Origin of the sequence: Devosia naphthalenivorans (genome assembly GCF_003056355.1) — a bacterium.
GTDB lineage: Bacteria > Pseudomonadota > Alphaproteobacteria > Rhizobiales > Devosiaceae > Devosia > Devosia naphthalenivorans.
In genome coordinates this window covers 96,936-112,151 of sequence record NZ_PYVW01000001.1, presented here as the reverse complement: position 1 = coordinate 112,151, position 15,216 = coordinate 96,936, and the positions used below count along the sequence as shown (strand labels likewise).

Annotated in this window: 17 protein-coding genes and 1 tRNA gene; 7 read left to right on the top strand and 11 right to left on the bottom strand. The window is 62.0% G+C overall.

Translation table 11 applies throughout. From position 1 onward, the window contains the following. The first annotated feature begins 1 nt into the window (after nucleotide 1). Genes C8264_RS00625 through ureG form a run of 5 tightly spaced genes read left to right on the top strand, consistent with a single transcriptional unit; the run spans nucleotide 2 to nucleotide 3,840 of the window. Complete coding sequence (locus C8264_RS00625) at nucleotides 2-307, top strand: urease subunit beta (protein ID WP_108459021.1); 306 nt, start codon at nucleotides 2-4, stop codon at nucleotides 305-307. A gap of 32 nt (nucleotides 308-339) precedes the next feature. After that, the gene (gene ureC / locus C8264_RS00620; RefSeq protein ID WP_108459020.1) at nucleotides 340-2,049 is read left to right on the top strand and encodes an urease subunit alpha; all 1,710 of its coding nucleotides are present in this window, start codon (nucleotides 340-342) and stop codon (nucleotides 2,047-2,049) included. 12 nt (nucleotides 2,050-2,061) lie between these two features. Beyond that, a complete protein-coding gene (locus tag C8264_RS00615; RefSeq protein ID WP_108459471.1) occupies nucleotides 2,062-2,541 on the top strand; it encodes an urease accessory protein UreE in 480 nt (159 codons plus the stop codon). Continuing rightward, nucleotides 2,538-3,197 carry an urease accessory protein UreF gene (locus C8264_RS00610; protein ID WP_108459019.1) on the top strand — a complete coding sequence of 220 codons (660 nt, stop codon included), beginning with the start codon at nucleotides 2,538-2,540 and terminating at the stop codon, nucleotides 3,195-3,197. The genes C8264_RS00615 and C8264_RS00610 overlap by 4 nt, the downstream gene beginning before the upstream one ends. A gap of 25 nt (nucleotides 3,198-3,222) precedes the next feature. Beyond that, nucleotides 3,223-3,840, top strand: a complete 618-nt coding sequence (gene ureG / locus C8264_RS00605) for an urease accessory protein UreG (RefSeq protein WP_108459018.1) — start codon at nucleotides 3,223-3,225, stop codon at nucleotides 3,838-3,840. A gap of 11 nt (nucleotides 3,841-3,851) precedes the next feature. Here the strand turns inward: ureG and C8264_RS00600 are convergent, their stop codons facing one another. The 6 genes from C8264_RS00600 to C8264_RS00575 form a co-directional block, all read right to left on the bottom strand. Then, a complete protein-coding gene (locus C8264_RS00600) occupies nucleotides 3,852-4,451 on the bottom strand; it encodes a HupE/UreJ family protein (RefSeq protein ID WP_108459017.1) in 600 nt (199 codons plus the stop codon). Nucleotides 4,452-4,595: 144 nt separating this feature from the next. Further along, nucleotides 4,596-5,312, bottom strand: coding sequence for a polysaccharide deacetylase family protein (locus tag C8264_RS00595; protein WP_162783387.1), 717 nt, complete (start codon nucleotides 5,310-5,312; stop codon nucleotides 4,596-4,598). 246 nt (nucleotides 5,313-5,558) lie between these two features. Then, nucleotides 5,559-6,032 (bottom strand): YaiI/YqxD family protein, encoded by a 474-nt coding sequence (locus tag C8264_RS00590; RefSeq protein WP_108459470.1) that lies wholly within the window; start codon nucleotides 6,030-6,032, stop codon nucleotides 5,559-5,561. A 30-nt stretch (nucleotides 6,033-6,062) separates the two neighbouring features. Beyond that, nucleotides 6,063-6,569: an RES family NAD+ phosphorylase gene (locus tag C8264_RS00585; RefSeq protein WP_108459015.1), complete on the bottom strand. Its 507-nt coding sequence runs from the start codon at nucleotides 6,567-6,569 to the stop codon at nucleotides 6,063-6,065. Further along, on the bottom strand, nucleotides 6,566-7,045 hold the full coding sequence (gene parS / locus C8264_RS00580; protein WP_108459014.1) for a type II RES/Xre toxin-antitoxin system antitoxin: 480 nt from the start codon (nucleotides 7,043-7,045) through the stop codon (nucleotides 6,566-6,568). Before parS ends, C8264_RS00585 begins: the two co-directional genes overlap by 4 nt. A gap of 58 nt (nucleotides 7,046-7,103) precedes the next feature. Then, a complete protein-coding gene (locus tag C8264_RS00575) occupies nucleotides 7,104-8,231 on the bottom strand; it encodes an S-(hydroxymethyl)glutathione dehydrogenase/class III alcohol dehydrogenase (protein WP_108459013.1) in 1,128 nt (375 codons plus the stop codon). A 194-nt stretch (nucleotides 8,232-8,425) separates the two neighbouring features. On the opposite strand from C8264_RS00575, the gene C8264_RS00570 reads away from it, so the two are divergent. Then, complete coding sequence (locus C8264_RS00570; protein WP_108459012.1) at nucleotides 8,426-9,853, top strand: mannose-1-phosphate guanylyltransferase/mannose-6-phosphate isomerase; 1,428 nt, start codon at nucleotides 8,426-8,428, stop codon at nucleotides 9,851-9,853. Nucleotides 9,854-10,011: 158 nt separating this feature from the next. Here C8264_RS00570 and cysN read toward each other — a convergent pair whose 3' ends face one another. Then, nucleotides 10,012-11,898 carry a sulfate adenylyltransferase subunit CysN gene (gene cysN, locus C8264_RS00565; RefSeq protein ID WP_108459011.1) on the bottom strand — a complete coding sequence of 629 codons (1,887 nt, stop codon included), beginning with the start codon at nucleotides 11,896-11,898 and terminating at the stop codon, nucleotides 10,012-10,014. After that, nucleotides 11,898-12,806 carry a sulfate adenylyltransferase subunit CysD gene (gene cysD, locus C8264_RS00560; protein WP_245892877.1) on the bottom strand — a complete coding sequence of 303 codons (909 nt, stop codon included), beginning with the start codon at nucleotides 12,804-12,806 and terminating at the stop codon, nucleotides 11,898-11,900. Before cysD ends, cysN begins: the two co-directional genes overlap by 1 nt. 302 nt (nucleotides 12,807-13,108) lie before the next feature. Between cysD and C8264_RS00555 the strand changes: the two genes are divergently transcribed. After that, nucleotides 13,109-13,184: transfer RNA gene (locus C8264_RS00555), tRNA-Thr, on the top strand. Between the two features lie 24 nt (nucleotides 13,185-13,208). Here C8264_RS00555 and C8264_RS00550 read toward each other — a convergent pair. From C8264_RS00550 to C8264_RS00540, 3 genes are all read right to left on the bottom strand, one after another. After that, nucleotides 13,209-13,664, bottom strand: a complete 456-nt coding sequence (locus tag C8264_RS00550; protein ID WP_245892876.1) for a hypothetical protein — start codon at nucleotides 13,662-13,664, stop codon at nucleotides 13,209-13,211. Next, entirely contained in the window at nucleotides 13,661-14,050 is a 390-nt protein-coding gene (locus tag C8264_RS00545) for a DUF6152 family protein (RefSeq protein ID WP_108459009.1), read from the bottom strand. The genes C8264_RS00550 and C8264_RS00545 overlap by 4 nt, the downstream gene beginning before the upstream one ends. A gap of 136 nt (nucleotides 14,051-14,186) precedes the next feature. Continuing rightward, on the bottom strand, nucleotides 14,187-15,206 hold the full coding sequence (locus C8264_RS00540; RefSeq protein ID WP_108459008.1) for a Gfo/Idh/MocA family protein: 1,020 nt from the start codon (nucleotides 15,204-15,206) through the stop codon (nucleotides 14,187-14,189). Nucleotides 15,207-15,216: the final 10 nt, after the last annotated feature.

The window sequence follows — 15,216 nt, the reverse complement described above, 5'->3', positions numbered from 1 at the left end:
CATGATCCCTGGCGAAATCATCACCCAGGCGGGCGATATAGAACTCAACGCAGGCGCCGCCCAGATCACCATCGCCGTCGCCAATACCGGCGACCGGCCGATCCAGGTGGGCTCGCATTATCATTTCCACGAAACCAATGCGGGCCTGCATTTCGACCGGGAAGCAGCGCGCGGCATGCGGCTCGATATCGCTGCCGGCACCGCGATCCGCTTCGAGCCGGGCCAGACTCGCGAAGTCAGGCTTGTGCCGCTGGGTGGGTCGCGGATCGTCTACGGCTTTCAACAGAAAATCATGGGCGCGCTCTAGCCGCCTTGGCCCACAATCAGACGGAGCCTGCCATGCCCGCACGCATTTTCCGCGCCACCTATGCCGATATGTACGGCCCGACCACGGGCGATCGGGTGCGGCTGGCCGATACCGAACTGTTCATCGAGGTAGAAAAGGACTTCACCATCTATGGCGAAGAGGTGAAGTTCGGGGGTGGCAAGGTCATCCGCGACGGCATGGGCCAAAGCCAGAAGACTCGAGCCGAAGGGGCCGTCGACACCGTCATCACCAATGCGCTGATCGTCGATCACAGCGGCATCTACAAGGCCGACATCGGCCTCAAGGACGGCCGCATCCACGCCATCGGCAAGGCCGGCAATCCCGATACCCAGCCGGGCGTCACCATCATCATCGGCCCCTCGACCGAGATCATCGCCAGCGAGGGCCGCATCATCACCGCCGGGGCGATGGACGCCCATATCCATTTCATCTGCCCCCAGCAGATCGAAGAGGCGCTGATGTCAGGCGTTACCACCATGCTGGGTGGCGGCAGCGGTCCCGCTCACGGCACGCTGGCGACGACCTGCACCGGCGCCTGGCACATCCAACGCATGATCGAGAGCTTCGACGCCTTCCCGATGAACCTGGCGCTCGCCGGCAAGGGCAATGCCTCGCTCCCTGCTCCGCTCGAGGAAATGATCCTCGCCGGCGCCTCCTGCCTCAAGCTGCACGAAGACTGGGGCACCACCCCCGCGACCATCGACAATTGCCTCAGCGTCGCCGACGCCTTCGACGTGCAGGTGATGATCCACACCGATACGCTCAATGAAAGCGGCTTCGTGGAAGACACCATCGCCGCCTTCAAGGGCCGTACCATCCACGCCTTCCACACCGAAGGCGCCGGCGGCGGGCACGCGCCCGATATCCTGCGCGTCGCCGGACTACCCAATGTCATCCCCTCCTCCACCAATCCCACGCGGCCCTATACGGTCAACACCATCGCCGAGCATCTCGACATGCTGATGGTGTGCCACCATCTATCCCCTTCGATCCCAGAAGACGTCGCCTTCGCCGAGTCGCGCATCCGCAAGGAAACCATCGCCGCCGAGGATATCCTGCACGATATGGGCGCGCTCTCCATCATCTCATCCGACAGCCAGGCCATGGGCCGGGTGGGCGAGGTTTTGATCCGCACCTGGCAGACCGCCGACAAAATGAAAAAGCAGCGCGGGCGGCTGCCGGGCGAAACTGGCGACAACGACAATGCGCGAGTGAAACGCTACATCGCCAAATACACCATAAACCCTGCCATCGCCCACGGCATGAGCGCCCATATCGGCTCGGTGGAAGTTGGCAAGCGCGCCGATCTCGTAATGTGGAGCCCCGCTTTTTTCGGCGTGAAGCCGGAAATGGTGTTGCTGGGCGGCTCGATCGCTGCCACGCCGATGGGCGACCCCAATGCGTCGATCCCGACACCCCAACCCATGCACTACCGCCCGATGTTTGCCGCCTTCGGCAAGCTGCGCACCAATTCCTCCGTGACCTTCATTTCGCAGGCCGCACACGACGATGGCCTGCGCAACAAGCTCGGCGTCGACAAGCAATTGGTGCCGGTCACCAATACCCGTGGCGGCATCGGCAAGGCCGCGATGATCCACAATTCCGCCACCCCGCTGATCGAGGTCGATCCGGAAACCTACGAGGTCCACGCCGATGGCGAATTGCTGACCTGCGAACCCGCCACCATCTTGCCGATGGCTCAACGGTACTTCCTGTTTTAGAAGGGCATGTCCATGCTGCGCGCCACCACTCAGCTCCCCGCCGGCCACGCCCAAGGCCCCGCCTTTGACAGCGTCGTGCTCGATCATGATCAGCGCCGGCTGCGGCGCAGGCTACTGCCCTTGCAGGGCGGCGGCGAGGTCATGGTGGATTTTCCCCAGACCGTCACACTGGACCATCTGGGCGCGCTACAGCTCGACGACGGACGGCTGGTGGAAATCATCGCTGCCCCCGAACACCTATACGAGGTGCTGGGACGCGATGCTGCCCATCTGGTCCGTCTGGCCTGGCATATCGGCAATCGTCACACCTCGGCCCAGCTTGAGGCCGGGCGCATCCTGATCAAGCGCGATCATGTGCTCAAGCCCATGCTCGAAGGCCTGGGTGCCCGGATCGTCGAGGTGCACGAGCCGTTTTATGCCGAGCACGGCGCCTATCACAGCCATGCCGACAGCGGCCATGCCGACAGCGGCCATGCCCTGCTGGCGCGATGACGTCCAACAGCGATCTGCAGAAACTGCTGACCTGGCTGTCGCCGGCCTTTCCGGTGGGCGCATTCGCCTGGTCTGCGGGGCTGGAGAGTGCAATCGCCGCTGGCAAGGTGCATGACCGGGCCAGCGCCCAGGGCTGGATCGCGGGCAACCTGACCCATGGCGGTATGCGAACCGACGCCATCCTGCTGGCCCATGCCCATCGCTCTGGCGGTAGCGCCCCCACCCTGCGTGATCTCGCTGATCTCTATCTTGCCCTGACCCCGGCCCGCGAGCGCCACGACGAAACGCTCGCCATGGGCGGCGCCTTCCTCGCCGCGGCCCAAGCCTGGCCTGCCAACTACGACGCGCTGCCCCGACCCTGCCCCTATCCGATTGCCGTCGGCTCCATCACTGCCGCTCACGGCATACCGCTCGAAGCCGTGTTGACCGCGTTTCTCACCGCCACGGTACAGGGTCAGGTGTCGGTAGCGGTGCGGCTGGTGCCGATTGGCCAAAGCGACGGCCTGGCGATTATCGCCGCACTGGAAGAAGCCATCTCAGCCGCCGCCTCACAGTGGCAAGACCTCGGCCTGGACGCCATCGGCGCCGTGGCCTACGCGACCGACATTGCGCAAATGGCGCACGAAACCCTGCACACCCGGATTTTCCGGTCATGAGCGAACATTTCACCTTGAGGTTATCATGAAATCACCCAATGGCCCCCTCCGCATCGGCATTGGCGGCCCGGTCGGCTCGGGCAAGACCACGCTATGCGAGATGCTGCTCAAGGCAATGCGGGACCGCTACTCCATGGCCGTGGTCACCAACGACATCTACACCAAGGAAGACGCGCTGATCCTGGCGCGGGCGCAGGCGATTTCCGAAGATCGTATCGTGGGCGTCGAAACCGGCGGCTGCCCGCACACCGCCATCCGCGAGGATGCCTCGCTGAACCTGGCGGCCATTGCCGAACTCAACCGCAGTTTCCCCGATCTCGATATCATCCTGATCGAAAGCGGCGGCGACAATCTGGCCGCCACTTTTTCGCCCGATCTGGCGGATTTGACGATCTACGTCATATCGGTGGCACAGGGCGAAAAAATCCCCCGCAAGGGCGGCCCGGCCATTGCCCGATCCGATCTGCTGGTGATCACCCACACCGATCTGGCCGCCTATGTCGGCGCCAGTCTTGCAGTGATGGAGAGCGACACGCAAAAAGTCCGCGAGGGCCGGCCGTATGTGTTCACCGATCTGCTGCGGCGCGAAAGCCTTGAGCAGATCATCGGCTTTATCGAGAAGACGGGCGGGCTCGTTAGTTAAATTGCCGCCGTTCAGAGCATGCCGGTGAGAATGCCGACACCTGCTACGGCGGCAAGGCCGCCCGCCGCGCGCGACACCATCGAACCGTAGCGCCTGCCGCCCAGCCCCAGCAAATAGCCCAGCCCCAGACCGGCGCCGTGCAGCAGCGCCGTGGCCAGCACGAAGGCGCCGCCATAGCTCAGGCCGTCGGCCAAGACCGGCATTTCCGCGCCGTGGGCGTGGCCATGAAAAATTGCGAACAGCCCGACCAGCCCCATCGCAGCGGCAACCGGAGCCTTGACCTCAAGCGCGGCGGCAACGCCGAGAACGACAACCGAAAGGGCAATGCCCAGTTCGACAAACGGTACCGAAACCCCAGCCATGCCGAGCAGTCCGCCCAGGATCATGATCAGGATAAAGCTCGTCGGCACCAGCCAGAGCGCGCGGCCGCCGAGCTGGAAGGCGAGCAGTCCGACCATCACCATGGCCAGAACATGATCAAGCCCCGACCAGGGATGCAGGAAGCCATGGCTGAAGCCGCTGCCGCCGATATCGCTATGAGCAAACGCGGTGCTCGGCATCGCCGCTATCGCCAGTACGACTGCAGAAAATTTCACAAACTTGGCGGTCATGCTCACATCCTGCTATCGCCCGCTGCAACAACACCAAATTCGCTGCGAGTCAGGGCACGACATTTTTGCCTCATTGCACGGCAGTTTGTCAAACTGCGGAATAGATAGGCGACGGGAGCAATTTTCGGAATTCCGCTATTGCGATTATAGCGCGCCTTTCAACTCTGGAGCGCCGGCCGTGATGATATCGCGACCGAACACGCCAGGATCCTTCGGCACGAGCCGTACGACCGAATAGCCGCGTTCTTCCAGTTCGGCGAGAAACGCCGGCAGCATCTCGATGGTGCGCTGGTGGATGTCGTGGAACAGCACAATGCCGCTCCCCTGCGCATCGAGCCGCGACAGGGTTCGCGCAGCAACAGTATCGGCGCTTTCCTTGTAGTAGTCCTTGCTGTCGATAGTAACGTCGAGAACGATGAGCCCGCTCTGGCTCAGGCTCGTGCGCAGAAAGCCGCTTTGCGACAGATACGGAAACCGAAAGAACGGCGACAGCGCTTGCCCTGCCCCACCCAGGGCCAGCGACACGGCGCGCTCGCCCTGGGCGATTTCGTCCAGGGCCTCCTGACGACTGAGCGTGTTCAGGTCCACATGACCGAAAGTGTGGCTACCGACAGTATGGCCGGCGGCGGCCACCCGCTGTGCCAGGCGCGGATTGGCCTGGGCGGCCGAGCCCAGCATCAGGAAGGTCGCCTTGACGCCGAACTCATCGAGGGTCGCAAGAACCTTGTCGGTCCTGCCGGGCCGCGGACCATCATCAAATGTCAGGACAACCTCCCCGGGCCGCAAGATGATGTCCGTGGATGAAGCCACCGCAAGCGTGCGCCCCGTGAGCGATCCGGCACTGAACACGCGCTGCGGCATGGGCTGCTGCGTAACTGGCGCGGAACCGGGCAAGATGGCGTTGGTCGTCAGCCTGGCACCGGACTGCCTCGTATATGCAAGAGCCGAATGATCGGCAGGTGGCTTGGCGCAACCGCCAAGAGCCATACAGACAAGCAACAGGGAAACAGCCCAACGCGAAACCAACACGGCATGAACTCAGCATCACCACAACTGAGTTCACTTTTTGCTATTATGGTTAATATTCCCCTCGCGAAAGCTTAAGGATTACTTACCCGCCAGAGATATGGCGCGGCGTCCCAGTGTATCCAGCGCACTCAGGAAAGCTGACCGGTCGGCGGGTCGAAACCCCGGATTGAAGCCCTTGATCTCGCCGGTTTCACGCAAGTGCTGCTTGAGATCCCGCATGGCAAGCGCCATCCCTATCGAAGCCGACGTAAAGGGCTTTCCCGTGAACCCGAGCACATGGCAGCCTTTGTCGATGGCCCGGCTGGCAAGGGGAATGTCGGCCGTCAGGACGATGTCGTTGGCCCGGGCATGATCGACGATCCAGTCATCGGCAGCATCGGCGCCAGCAGACACCACAACCACCTGAACCATCGGATCGCGCGAGGGCCTTACGCCCCCATTGCTGACCAAGGTTACCACGAGCCCGAGGCGCTCTGCCACGCGCATAGCCTCCTCCTTCACCGGGCAGGCATCGGCATCCACGAAGATGGTTGGCAGTGTTGCCTGCGTCATGAACAAGGCCTTTGTTGCGGAAGGTGGAAGCTAGGCCGGAGGGTGCAACCGCGTATCGAGCGCGAATGCCTCCTGCGCAACAAGTTCGTAGCCGCCCCTCGCAACTGACGCGACGAAAACCACATTCCAGCTATTGCTTGAAACGACGCTGGGCACGAGCACGAATTTGTGGGCAGCCAGCAGCGTGTCCCCGAATGCCTGCTGCCCCGCGCTGGGCGGCCCCGGGCGCAGCCAGTTGGGATTGGGCAAATCTTCCGGCTGGACGACATGCACCGTCGCTGGATCAAGAATCCGGAACGAGGTCAAGCAATGGGCAATCGTGTCCATCCGTTTGAAGCCGCGATGCACCGCCACCTCCAGGATGGTCGTAGCAGGGTCCAGCGCGCAATAAACAGCCCTCACTCCCGGGCTGTTCCATCGCCCGCCGAAGCGGAAGGCTCCCTCCCCACTATCCCAGCTGGGCGCGAACTGGCGCGCATCGAGGCGCCAGCCCAACAGGTCGGCACCGCCAAGCGGGCCGGGAAGCGGAGGTGTCACACATAGACCCCGTATTCGATCTGGCCGAGAAATGTTTCCACCAGCTCGGTTCCAGCGGCAGTGGCCAGCAGATCAAGCGGTTTTTGCCCGTTGAGACCCATCGCGGGCTCATCCAGCCACTCTTCGGCGTCTCGCTGCGTACCCATCACTTCAGTGGCCTTCGCCAGGATTTCGGCGAACTTCCAGACCCGTCCGCTTTGATCCACGCTAAGCGGCTGGCCAGGATCAGCCCGCCGCCGCTGCAGCGTCCGCAGACTCATGCCCACAGCCTTTTCCAGGGCAACAGCGTCCAGCACCTGCAACCGCCGCTCGAGCTGGTTGAGCGCGTCACCCGGCAGACCACCTAGAAGCATCTCATGTGCGTCAAACGCAGTGCCCAGATTGCGCTTCAGCACGCGATAACCGCCAAGCAGATGACCGACCCGGTCGAGCTCGGTTCCGAACGGCATTTGGGGCGCTTCGGCAAAACCAGTCATCACAGCCTCCGTCACGTGTCGCCCCATAAATGACACATGTCACCAAAGCCCACAAGTCCTAATACACAACAACACTCCGGATGCTCTCACCGGAGTGCATCATGTCGAAACCCTTGTTGATGTCCTCGAGCCGCAGCGTGTGGGTGATCATCGGATCGATCTCGATCTTGCCGTCGAGATACCAATCGACAATTTTCGGCACGTCCGTGCGGCCCTTGGCGCCACCGAACGCTGTGCCCATCCAGGTGCGTCCGGTCACAAGCTGGAACGGACGGGTGGAAATTTCCTGCCCGGCCCCGGCGACCCCGATCACCACCGACTTGCCCCAGCCACGATGGCTACATTCCAGCGCCTGACGCATAACCGTCGTGTTACCGGTGCAGTCGAACGTGTAGTCGGCCCCGCCGATCAGATCGCCCCGGCGCCTCGTGAGATTGACGATATAGGGCACCACGTCTTCCCCGATCTCCTTGGGATTGACGAAGTGCGTCATGCCGAAGCGCTCGCCCCAGGCCTTCTTGTCGTTGTTGATGTCAACGCCGATGATCATATCGGCCCCAGCGAGCCGCAGGCCCTGGATGACATTCAGCCCGATGCCGCCCAACCCGAACACGACGGCTGTTGCGCCGATCTCGACCTTGGCCGTGTTGATCACCGCACCGATCCCGGTGGTGACGCCGCAGCCGACATAGCAAACCTTGTCGAACGCCGCCGACGCATCGATCTTGGCGACGGCGATCTCCGGCAGGACGGTGAAATTGGAGAAAGTGGAACAGCCCATATAATGGAAAATGGGCTTGCCTTCGAACGAGAAGCGCGTGGTGCCGTCAGGCATCAGGCCTTGGCCCTGGGTCGCACGGATCGCGGTGCAGAGGTTCGTCTTGCCGGAGCGGCAGGAATAGCACTCCCGGCACTCGGGCGTATAAAGCGGAATGACGTGGTCGCCCTTCTTGAGGCTGGTGACGCCCGGCCCTACGTCCACGACGACGCCGGCGCCCTCGTGCCCAAGAATTGATGGAAACAGGCCCTCGGGATCAGCACCCGAAAGGGTGAAGTCATCCGTGTGGCAGATACCCGTGGCCTTGATCTCGATCAGCACCTCTCCGGCCTTGGGGCCCTCAAGATCAACCTCGACAATTTCAAGTGGCTTGCCGGCTGCAAAAGCTACGGCGGCTCGAGTCTTCATCGAGGATTCTCCCTAATGGTGTTTCGCCAAGCTTTGCCATGCTCCGCGCCCGAGGACAACCAGCCAGGCCACGGCTTGATTCAGGATTGGAGAAAACGGGCGCTTGCCATTGTTTTATTGAGCCTTGCTCGGCTACATAGGCGCAAATCTCCGTGCCGGAAGGCATCCCAACACGCAGCGATAGAGCACAATTCATGCCGCAACTGATTGTACCCGTGATACTGGCCGGCGGACAGGGCACCAGGCTTTGGCCAATGTCGCGAGCAGCACGGCCCAAGCAATTCCTGCAACTGGTTGGCAGTTCGAGCCTGTTCCAGCAAACGCTGCAGCGCGTCGCCGATCCAGCCGTATACGCCCCGGCTATTGTTATCACCAATTCCGAGTATCGCTTCATCGTCGCTGAACAGGCGAGCGAGTTGGGTGCGGCACTTGCCGGCGTGTTGCTGGAGCCGGTGGCGCGCAACACGGCTGTCGCCATTGCCGCGGCGGCGGTGTTTGCGAGGAACACCTATGGCCCCGAAGCGGTGTTGCACATACTGCCGTCGGACCACGACGTGATGGTGGATGGCGGCTACACCGCGGCAGTGCTGGCTGCCGCCGATGCCGCTGCCCGTGGCGAGCTGGTGACGTTTGGCATCGTGCCAACCCATCCGGAAACCGGGTTTGGCTACATCAAGTCCAGTGCCGTGCATGGCGGCGAGGTCAGCCGGGTAGAACATTTCGTTGAAAAGCCAGATCAAGCGCGCGCGGCCACGATGCTGTCCGAGGGCGGGTATTTCTGGAATTCGGGCATGTTCATGATCGGCGCCGGCGCATTCCTTGATGAATGCCAGAAGCTGGCGCCGGATACGCTGGCCGCGGCTGAGCAATCCATAACGGATGCCAAGGCCGACCTCGATTTCATCCGGCTCGATGAGGCGAGCTTCGCCACCGCCCCGAACATCTCGGTCGACTACGCCATCTTCGAGAAGACATCGCGGGCAGCAGTGATTGCGGTCAATTTCGGCTGGTCGGATCTGGGCAGCTGGGACGCCGTGTGGAAGACCAGCGCCAAGGATGCCGGCCAGAACGTGACGCGCGGCGCCGTAACCCTGAGCAATGTCAGCAACTCGCTGGTCATTACCGATGACGGGCACGTCGCTGTCGAAGGGCTGGACGATGTCGTGGTGGTCGCCACCAACGACGCCGTCTATGTCGGCAAGCTGTCGGAAGCGCAAAAGGTCGGCGCCATGGTCAAGACCCTGCGGGCCGATGCCAGGACGTCCAATCTGACGGAGATCCACAAGACCGCCTATCGGCCTTGGGGCGGCTATTCCTCGGTGCTGAGCGGCGAGCGGTTCCAAGTGAAGCGCCTGTTCGTCAAGCCGGGCAAGAAGCTCAGCCTGCAGAAACATCATCACCGCGCCGAGCACTGGATCGTGGTGCGCGGCACGGCCGAGGTGACTGTTGATGGCACCATCACCGTGCTGAGCGAGAACCAGTCGATCTACCTGCCGCTGGGCTGCACGCACCGTCTTGCCAACCCCGGCAAGATCGAGCTCGAACTGATCGAAGTGCAGACCGGCTCCTACCTTGGCGAAGACGACATCATCCGCATCGAAGATGAGTTCGGCCGCGCGTAGAGTCTAGCAACCAACGGAGCCTCGTACTTACCGGTTTCCCAACTATCACTGTGTCATTCCCGCGAAAGCGGGAACCTCCGTTTCAGAACAGAGATTTCCACTTTCGCGGGAAAGACACGGTGGGGGACCCGGCAAGAGTCGGGAAACCGGAAGCCAACTTATATCTTCAACCAGCCATGCAGCTGGTCCGCGAGCGCGAGCGGCTCTTCCTCCGCCCCGTGCAGCACCAGCTCGGCGTTAGCAGGCGGCTCGAACGGCGAGTCTATACCGGTGAAATTCTTGATCTCCCCCGCCCTTGCGCGCTTGTAGAGCCCCTTGGGATCGCGCGCTTCGCAAACCTCCAGCGGGGTGTCGACATAGACCTCCGCAAAGTCGATATCGCCCGCAATTTCGCGCGCCAGCCGCCGCTCTTTCTCGAAGGGCGAGATGAACGACACCAGCACGATCAAGCCTGAATCAGCCATCAGGCGCGCAACTTCGGCTACCCGTCGGATATTCTCCACACGCGCCGCCTCGGTGAAGCCAAGATCCTTATTGAGGCCATGGCGGACATTGTCACCATCAAGGATATAGGCGTGACGCCCCTCGGCAGTGAGGCGCTTTTCCAGCAGATTGGCGATGGACGACTTCCCTGAACCGGAAAGTCCTGTGAACCACACGATCCGCGGCTTCTGCCCCTTCATGGTCGCCCGCACGTCGCGATTGACGTCAAAAGATTGATAGGTGAGGTTCTGCGCCCGCCGCAGACCGAACTCGATCGTCCCGGCCGCAAGGGTTGCATTGGACAGCCGGTCCACCAGGATAAAACCACCGGTCAGCGCATTGCGGCGATAGGCATCGAAGGCAATCGGCTTGTCGGTGGCGATCGTGACGGTGGCCACCTCGTTGAGGTCGATCTTGGTCGCCGCAGTCTGCTCCAGCGTGTTCACATTGGTGCGGAACTTGAGATCGGTGATGGTGGCGGGAACAAGTTGCGCGCCAACCTTGAGCAGATAGGAGCGTCCCGGATAAGCCGGTTCATCGCTCATCCACACCAGGCGCGCCTGGAACTGGTTGGAAAATTCCGGCGTCTCGCCCGGACGCGTCAACACATCGCCGCGCGAAAGGTCCACCTCGCGGTCCAGCACCAGTGTCACCGCTTGCCCGGCGATTGCACTCGTCAAATCACCGTCCATGGTGACAATGCGGCTGACAATCGCAGGCTTGCGCGACGAGGCAATAAGCACCTCATCACCAACTGCGACCGATCCCGCCGCGACCGTTCCGGAGAAGCCGCGGAAATCCAGATTTGGCCGATTGACCCACTGCACGGGAAAGCGGAACTTCTGCGCCGAGCGGTCCTCGCTGACGTCTATGGTTTCGAGATACGGCACCAGCGCTGGCCCGTGGTACCAAGTCGTGTTGGCGCTCTGGCCCAGCATGTTGTCCCCGCGCAGCGCCGATACGGGAATGGCCTCCAGGCTCGAGAACCCCAGCGGCCCCGCAAAGGCGCGATAGTCCGCGACGATCTTGTCGAACACAGCCTGGTCATAGTCCACGAGATCGATCTTGTTGACGACGAGGACCACGTGCTTCACCCCGATCAGGGAGAGAATAAAGCTGTGCCGCCGGGTCTGGGTCAGCACACCTTTGCGCGCATCGATCAGCACCAGTGCCAGATCGGCATTGGATGCGCCCGTCGCCATGTTGCGGGTATACTGCTCATGCCCTGGCGTGTCGGCGACGATGAACTTGCGCTTGTCCGTCGAAAAGAAGCGATACGCGACATCGATGGTAATGCCCTGCTCGCGCTCTGCCGTCAGGCCATCGACCAGCAGGGAGAAATCGATCCCCTCCTCGCCCACCATGCGGTTGCGGGATTCCTTCTTGAGGCTCGCCAGTTGATCGTCCAGCACCATCTGGCTGTCGTATAGCAGCCGTCCGATCAGCGTCGACTTTCCATCGTCGACCGATCCGCAGGTGAGGAACCGCAGCAGCGATTTCTGCGTCTGCTGGTCGAGCCAAAGGTCAAGATCATCGTCGGCGGTGCGCATGGGCAGGCTCATCAGAAATACCCCTCCTGCTTCTTCTTTTCCATCGAACCGACGCTGTCGCTGTCGATCAGGCGCCCTTCGCGCTCCGATGTGCGGCTGGCCTGCATTTCCATGATGATTTCCGGAAGCGTCGCCGCAGTTGAGCGGATTGCCCCCGTCAGGGGGTAATCGCCCAAGGTGCGGAAGCGCACGGTTTCAAGTCGAGGCGCCTCCCCAGCTTCAAACCGGAAGCGCTCATCATCCACCATGATCAACGTGCCGGAGCGATCCACGACCGGCCGCTGCTTGGCAAAATACAGCGACGGCAGTTCTATGTTTTCCGAATAGATGTAGGTCCACACATCGAGCTCGGTCCAGTTCGAGATCGGGAACACCCGCATGCTCTCGCCGGGATTGAGCCGCGTGTTGAACACCCGCCAAAGTTCGGGCCGCTGGTTCTTGGGATCCCAGGCGTGGTTGGCATTGCGATGGGAGAAAATGCGCTCCTTGGCACGAGATTTTTCCTCGTCGCGCCGCGCACCACCGATAGCCGCATCATAGCGTCCAGCGTTGAGCGCCTGCCGCAGCGCCTGCGTCTTCATGATGTCGGTGAACCGGGACGAACCATGATCGAATGGGTTGACGTTGCCGGCAAGCCCTTCGGGATTGGTGTGGCTCACCAGGTCAAAACCGTGCTTCTCCGCCATGCTGTCGCGAAACGCGATCATCTCGCGGAACTTCCAGGTGGTGTTCACATGCAGCAGGGGAAACGGGATCTTGCTGGGATAGAACGCCTTGCGCGCCAGATGCAGCAAAACGCTCGAATCCTTGCCGATGGAATACATCATCACCGGCCGCTCGAAACTCGCGGCCACTTCGCGCAGGATCTCGATGCTCTCGGCTTCAAGGGTTTGCAGATGAGTCAAAGACGGTGTGGTCAACGCGGCCAAGCTCCCCGTACGGCCGCTCGAAAGCGGCGCCTGTTTCACCCCGTTGGTTAGGCTGCAGCATGCTCGACGACAACCCAGAAAGTGCAGGCATCCGGCGCTCTGGCGGGGCTTGGGCATAATTGTCTGCCGACAAGCCAACCTCCGCCAAACATCGCTGCGACCCATCGCCTGGGTGTGGCTGAAAGTGCGTCAGCCTTCACCCATGCAGAAAAATAGTTCTGCGCTCAAGAACGGCCACAAACGCAAAATGAGCCGTTGCCCGCAACCCAACACAATGCTAAAGCCGCTCGCGTGCCGGTATAGCTCAGTTGGTAGAGCACCTGATTTGTAATCAGGGGGTCGCGGGTTCGAACCCTGCTGCCGGCACCAGCTTCGCTGGAGCCCCACGCAGATTTATTGGACGAAGCCGATAAAGCGCCCTGCCACTGCAGCCATCAGCCACAAGATCAGTGAAGTTATCACGAGAGTTTTGCGCAGGCCCGTCGCGGTGTGGTCCGGCAGCACATTGTAAGCGACAGCATTGGCGATTGCCGCGCTCACCAAAATGAGCTTCAGGCGAAATGCGGGATTGTCGGCGTATTCCAGCGGGCGCACCGAAAACAGCAAGGCGCCTGTTGCAATGGCGATGAGGAGTGCAACCGCTGCCACGGGCCGTAGATAGCCAAGAACGATCTTGACCGGCAAAGCACTCCCCAATCCGAGAACGCGCAAATCCATCAGCGCCGCGCATGTCACCAGCGCACCAATCGCCAGGATATGGGCTGCGTTCACCAGCGGATAGGCAATGAAAGATCCGCGCAGGCCAGTGGCGAGGGGCGACGCCTGGAGCAGTTCCAGAAAGCCGGTCAAATGTCCTCTGCTCGGCTCGGATAGACGTCGTATTGCTGGCCATCGATGATGATCCGCACCGCCTTCATTCGCGGCTCGTCAGGATCGGCCGACCTGTTGCCGATGGCAATCACTTCGGTACCCGGAGGCGCGAGTTCTTCGGTGAAACCGGCTTGGCTTGTCGGGCCGGGCGGGGCCAGTTCCACCCGCCAGATCGTTCCCTCGACATCCACGTCGAGAGTGGCGTGCGGATTGCCGAAATAGGCGTCCGTGATCACGCCCTCGATCTGGAAGAAACCGCTCTCCGTCCAGGACCAGCCGTGATGCGCCAGCGCGGGCACAGCCACGATGGTGCAAAGCGCCAGTCCCGCATATGCAGATCTGATTAGCCGAGCTGCGTAAGGCATAGAAGTTCTCCTTCGAGCCAACCGCCGCTCCTCCGAACGGCTGCGGCGAAAACTCGTTGCGCGACCCTGCCCCGATTATCTCCCGTTCCATCCGCTTCGCAAGGCTATTCTCTTGCGAAGCTCCTCCGCAAAGGCCCTAAAGCCGAACCGGCTCGCCACCGGATTTCAGTATCGCGGCGATCAGGTAATGCACCGCCAGCACATCGCGCCCGGAGGCGGCCGGCTTTCGCCCATCGGCAATTGCATCGGCAAAGTCCGCGATCAGTGCCTGGTGTGCCTGGCTGGAAAAGCCCATCGGATCGGCGCCGGTTCCGGAGCCTGTGTCAGTGCCTTCGAAGTCGATATTGGTGCCATCATGCAGCCGCACGGTCAGTTGCGTGCCGTTCAGCGAAGCGCTTCCCTTTTCCCCGATCAGGTCGATGACGTCCGCATGCCCGGGAAAGGCGCAAGTGGTGGCGGTGATGCTGCCAAGCGCGCCATCGCTGAAGCGCAATGCTGCCGCGGCAACATCCTCGCCCTCCATCACATGCACAGGGCTGGTGGCGACGAACCCGGTCACCGTCTCCGGAACCCCGATGAGCGAGATCATCAGATCGAGGTTATGGATCGCCTGCGTCAGCAGCACGCCGCCGCCATCGCGCGCCAGCGTGCCGCGCCCGGGCTCGTCATAATAGCTCTGCGGACGCCAATAGCTGGTGCGGGCGCTCACATGCACCAGCCGCCCGAGGCGGCCCTCGCTGATCAGTTTCCTGAGTTCCTGCGCCGCGGGCCGGAACCTGTTCTGCAACACGATACCCAGGGTAATCCCTGCAGCTTCCGCAACCGCCACCAGTTGTTCGGCCCGCTCGATGCTGACGTCGAGCGGCTTTTCCAGCAGCACATGCTTGCCCGCCGCCGCGGCCATCTGCACGATTTCGAGGTGTGTGTTGGGCGGCGTCAGCACCAGCACGGCATCGACGCGCGGGTCGCTGAAGATCGCTTCCATCGTGTCGGTGACCGGCAGGCCGTGCGTCTTGGCAAAAGCCGCGCGCCGCTCGGCCGTTGGGCTGAAGGCATGAAGGGTGTCGATCCGGTCGCGCAGCGCCAGCAGCGCCCGCGCGTGCGGCAGCGACGCCATGCCCAGTCCAATGATGCCGAGGCCAAGTTTTCCCGTCATGACAAATCCT

What these genes read in the sequence shown, in the direction of transcription:
- C8264_RS00625 (WP_108459021.1), top strand. Translation starts at nt 2, where the DNA reads ATGATCCCTGGCGAAATCATCACCCAGGCGGGCGATATAGAACTCAAC.
- ureC (WP_108459020.1), top strand. Translation starts at nt 340, where the DNA reads ATGCCCGCACGCATTTTCCGCGCCACCTATGCCGATATGTACGGCCCG.
- C8264_RS00615 (WP_108459471.1), top strand. Translation starts at nt 2,062, where the DNA reads ATGCTGCGCGCCACCACTCAGCTCCCCGCCGGCCACGCCCAAGGCCCC.
- C8264_RS00610 (WP_108459019.1), top strand. Translation starts at nt 2,538, where the DNA reads ATGACGTCCAACAGCGATCTGCAGAAACTGCTGACCTGGCTGTCGCCG.
- ureG (WP_108459018.1), top strand. Translation starts at nt 3,223, where the DNA reads ATGAAATCACCCAATGGCCCCCTCCGCATCGGCATTGGCGGCCCGGTC.
- C8264_RS00600 (WP_108459017.1), bottom strand. Translation starts at nt 4,451, where the DNA reads ATGACCGCCAAGTTTGTGAAATTTTCTGCAGTCGTACTGGCGATAGCG.
- C8264_RS00595 (WP_162783387.1), bottom strand. Translation starts at nt 5,312, where the DNA reads ATGCCGCAGCGCGTGTTCAGTGCCGGATCGCTCACGGGGCGCACGCTT.
- C8264_RS00590 (WP_108459470.1), bottom strand. Translation starts at nt 6,032, where the DNA reads ATGACGCAGGCAACACTGCCAACCATCTTCGTGGATGCCGATGCCTGC.
- parS (WP_108459014.1), bottom strand. Translation starts at nt 7,045, where the DNA reads ATGACTGGTTTTGCCGAAGCGCCCCAAATGCCGTTCGGAACCGAGCTC.
- C8264_RS00575 (WP_108459013.1), bottom strand. Translation starts at nt 8,231, where the DNA reads ATGAAGACTCGAGCCGCCGTAGCTTTTGCAGCCGGCAAGCCACTTGAA.
- C8264_RS00570 (WP_108459012.1), top strand. Translation starts at nt 8,426, where the DNA reads ATGCCGCAACTGATTGTACCCGTGATACTGGCCGGCGGACAGGGCACC.
- cysN (WP_108459011.1), bottom strand. Translation starts at nt 11,898, where the DNA reads ATGAGCCTGCCCATGCGCACCGCCGACGATGATCTTGACCTTTGGCTC.
- C8264_RS00545 (WP_108459009.1), bottom strand. Translation starts at nt 14,050, where the DNA reads ATGCCTTACGCAGCTCGGCTAATCAGATCTGCATATGCGGGACTGGCG.
- C8264_RS00540 (WP_108459008.1), bottom strand. Translation starts at nt 15,206, where the DNA reads ATGACGGGAAAACTTGGCCTCGGCATCATTGGACTGGGCATGGCGTCG.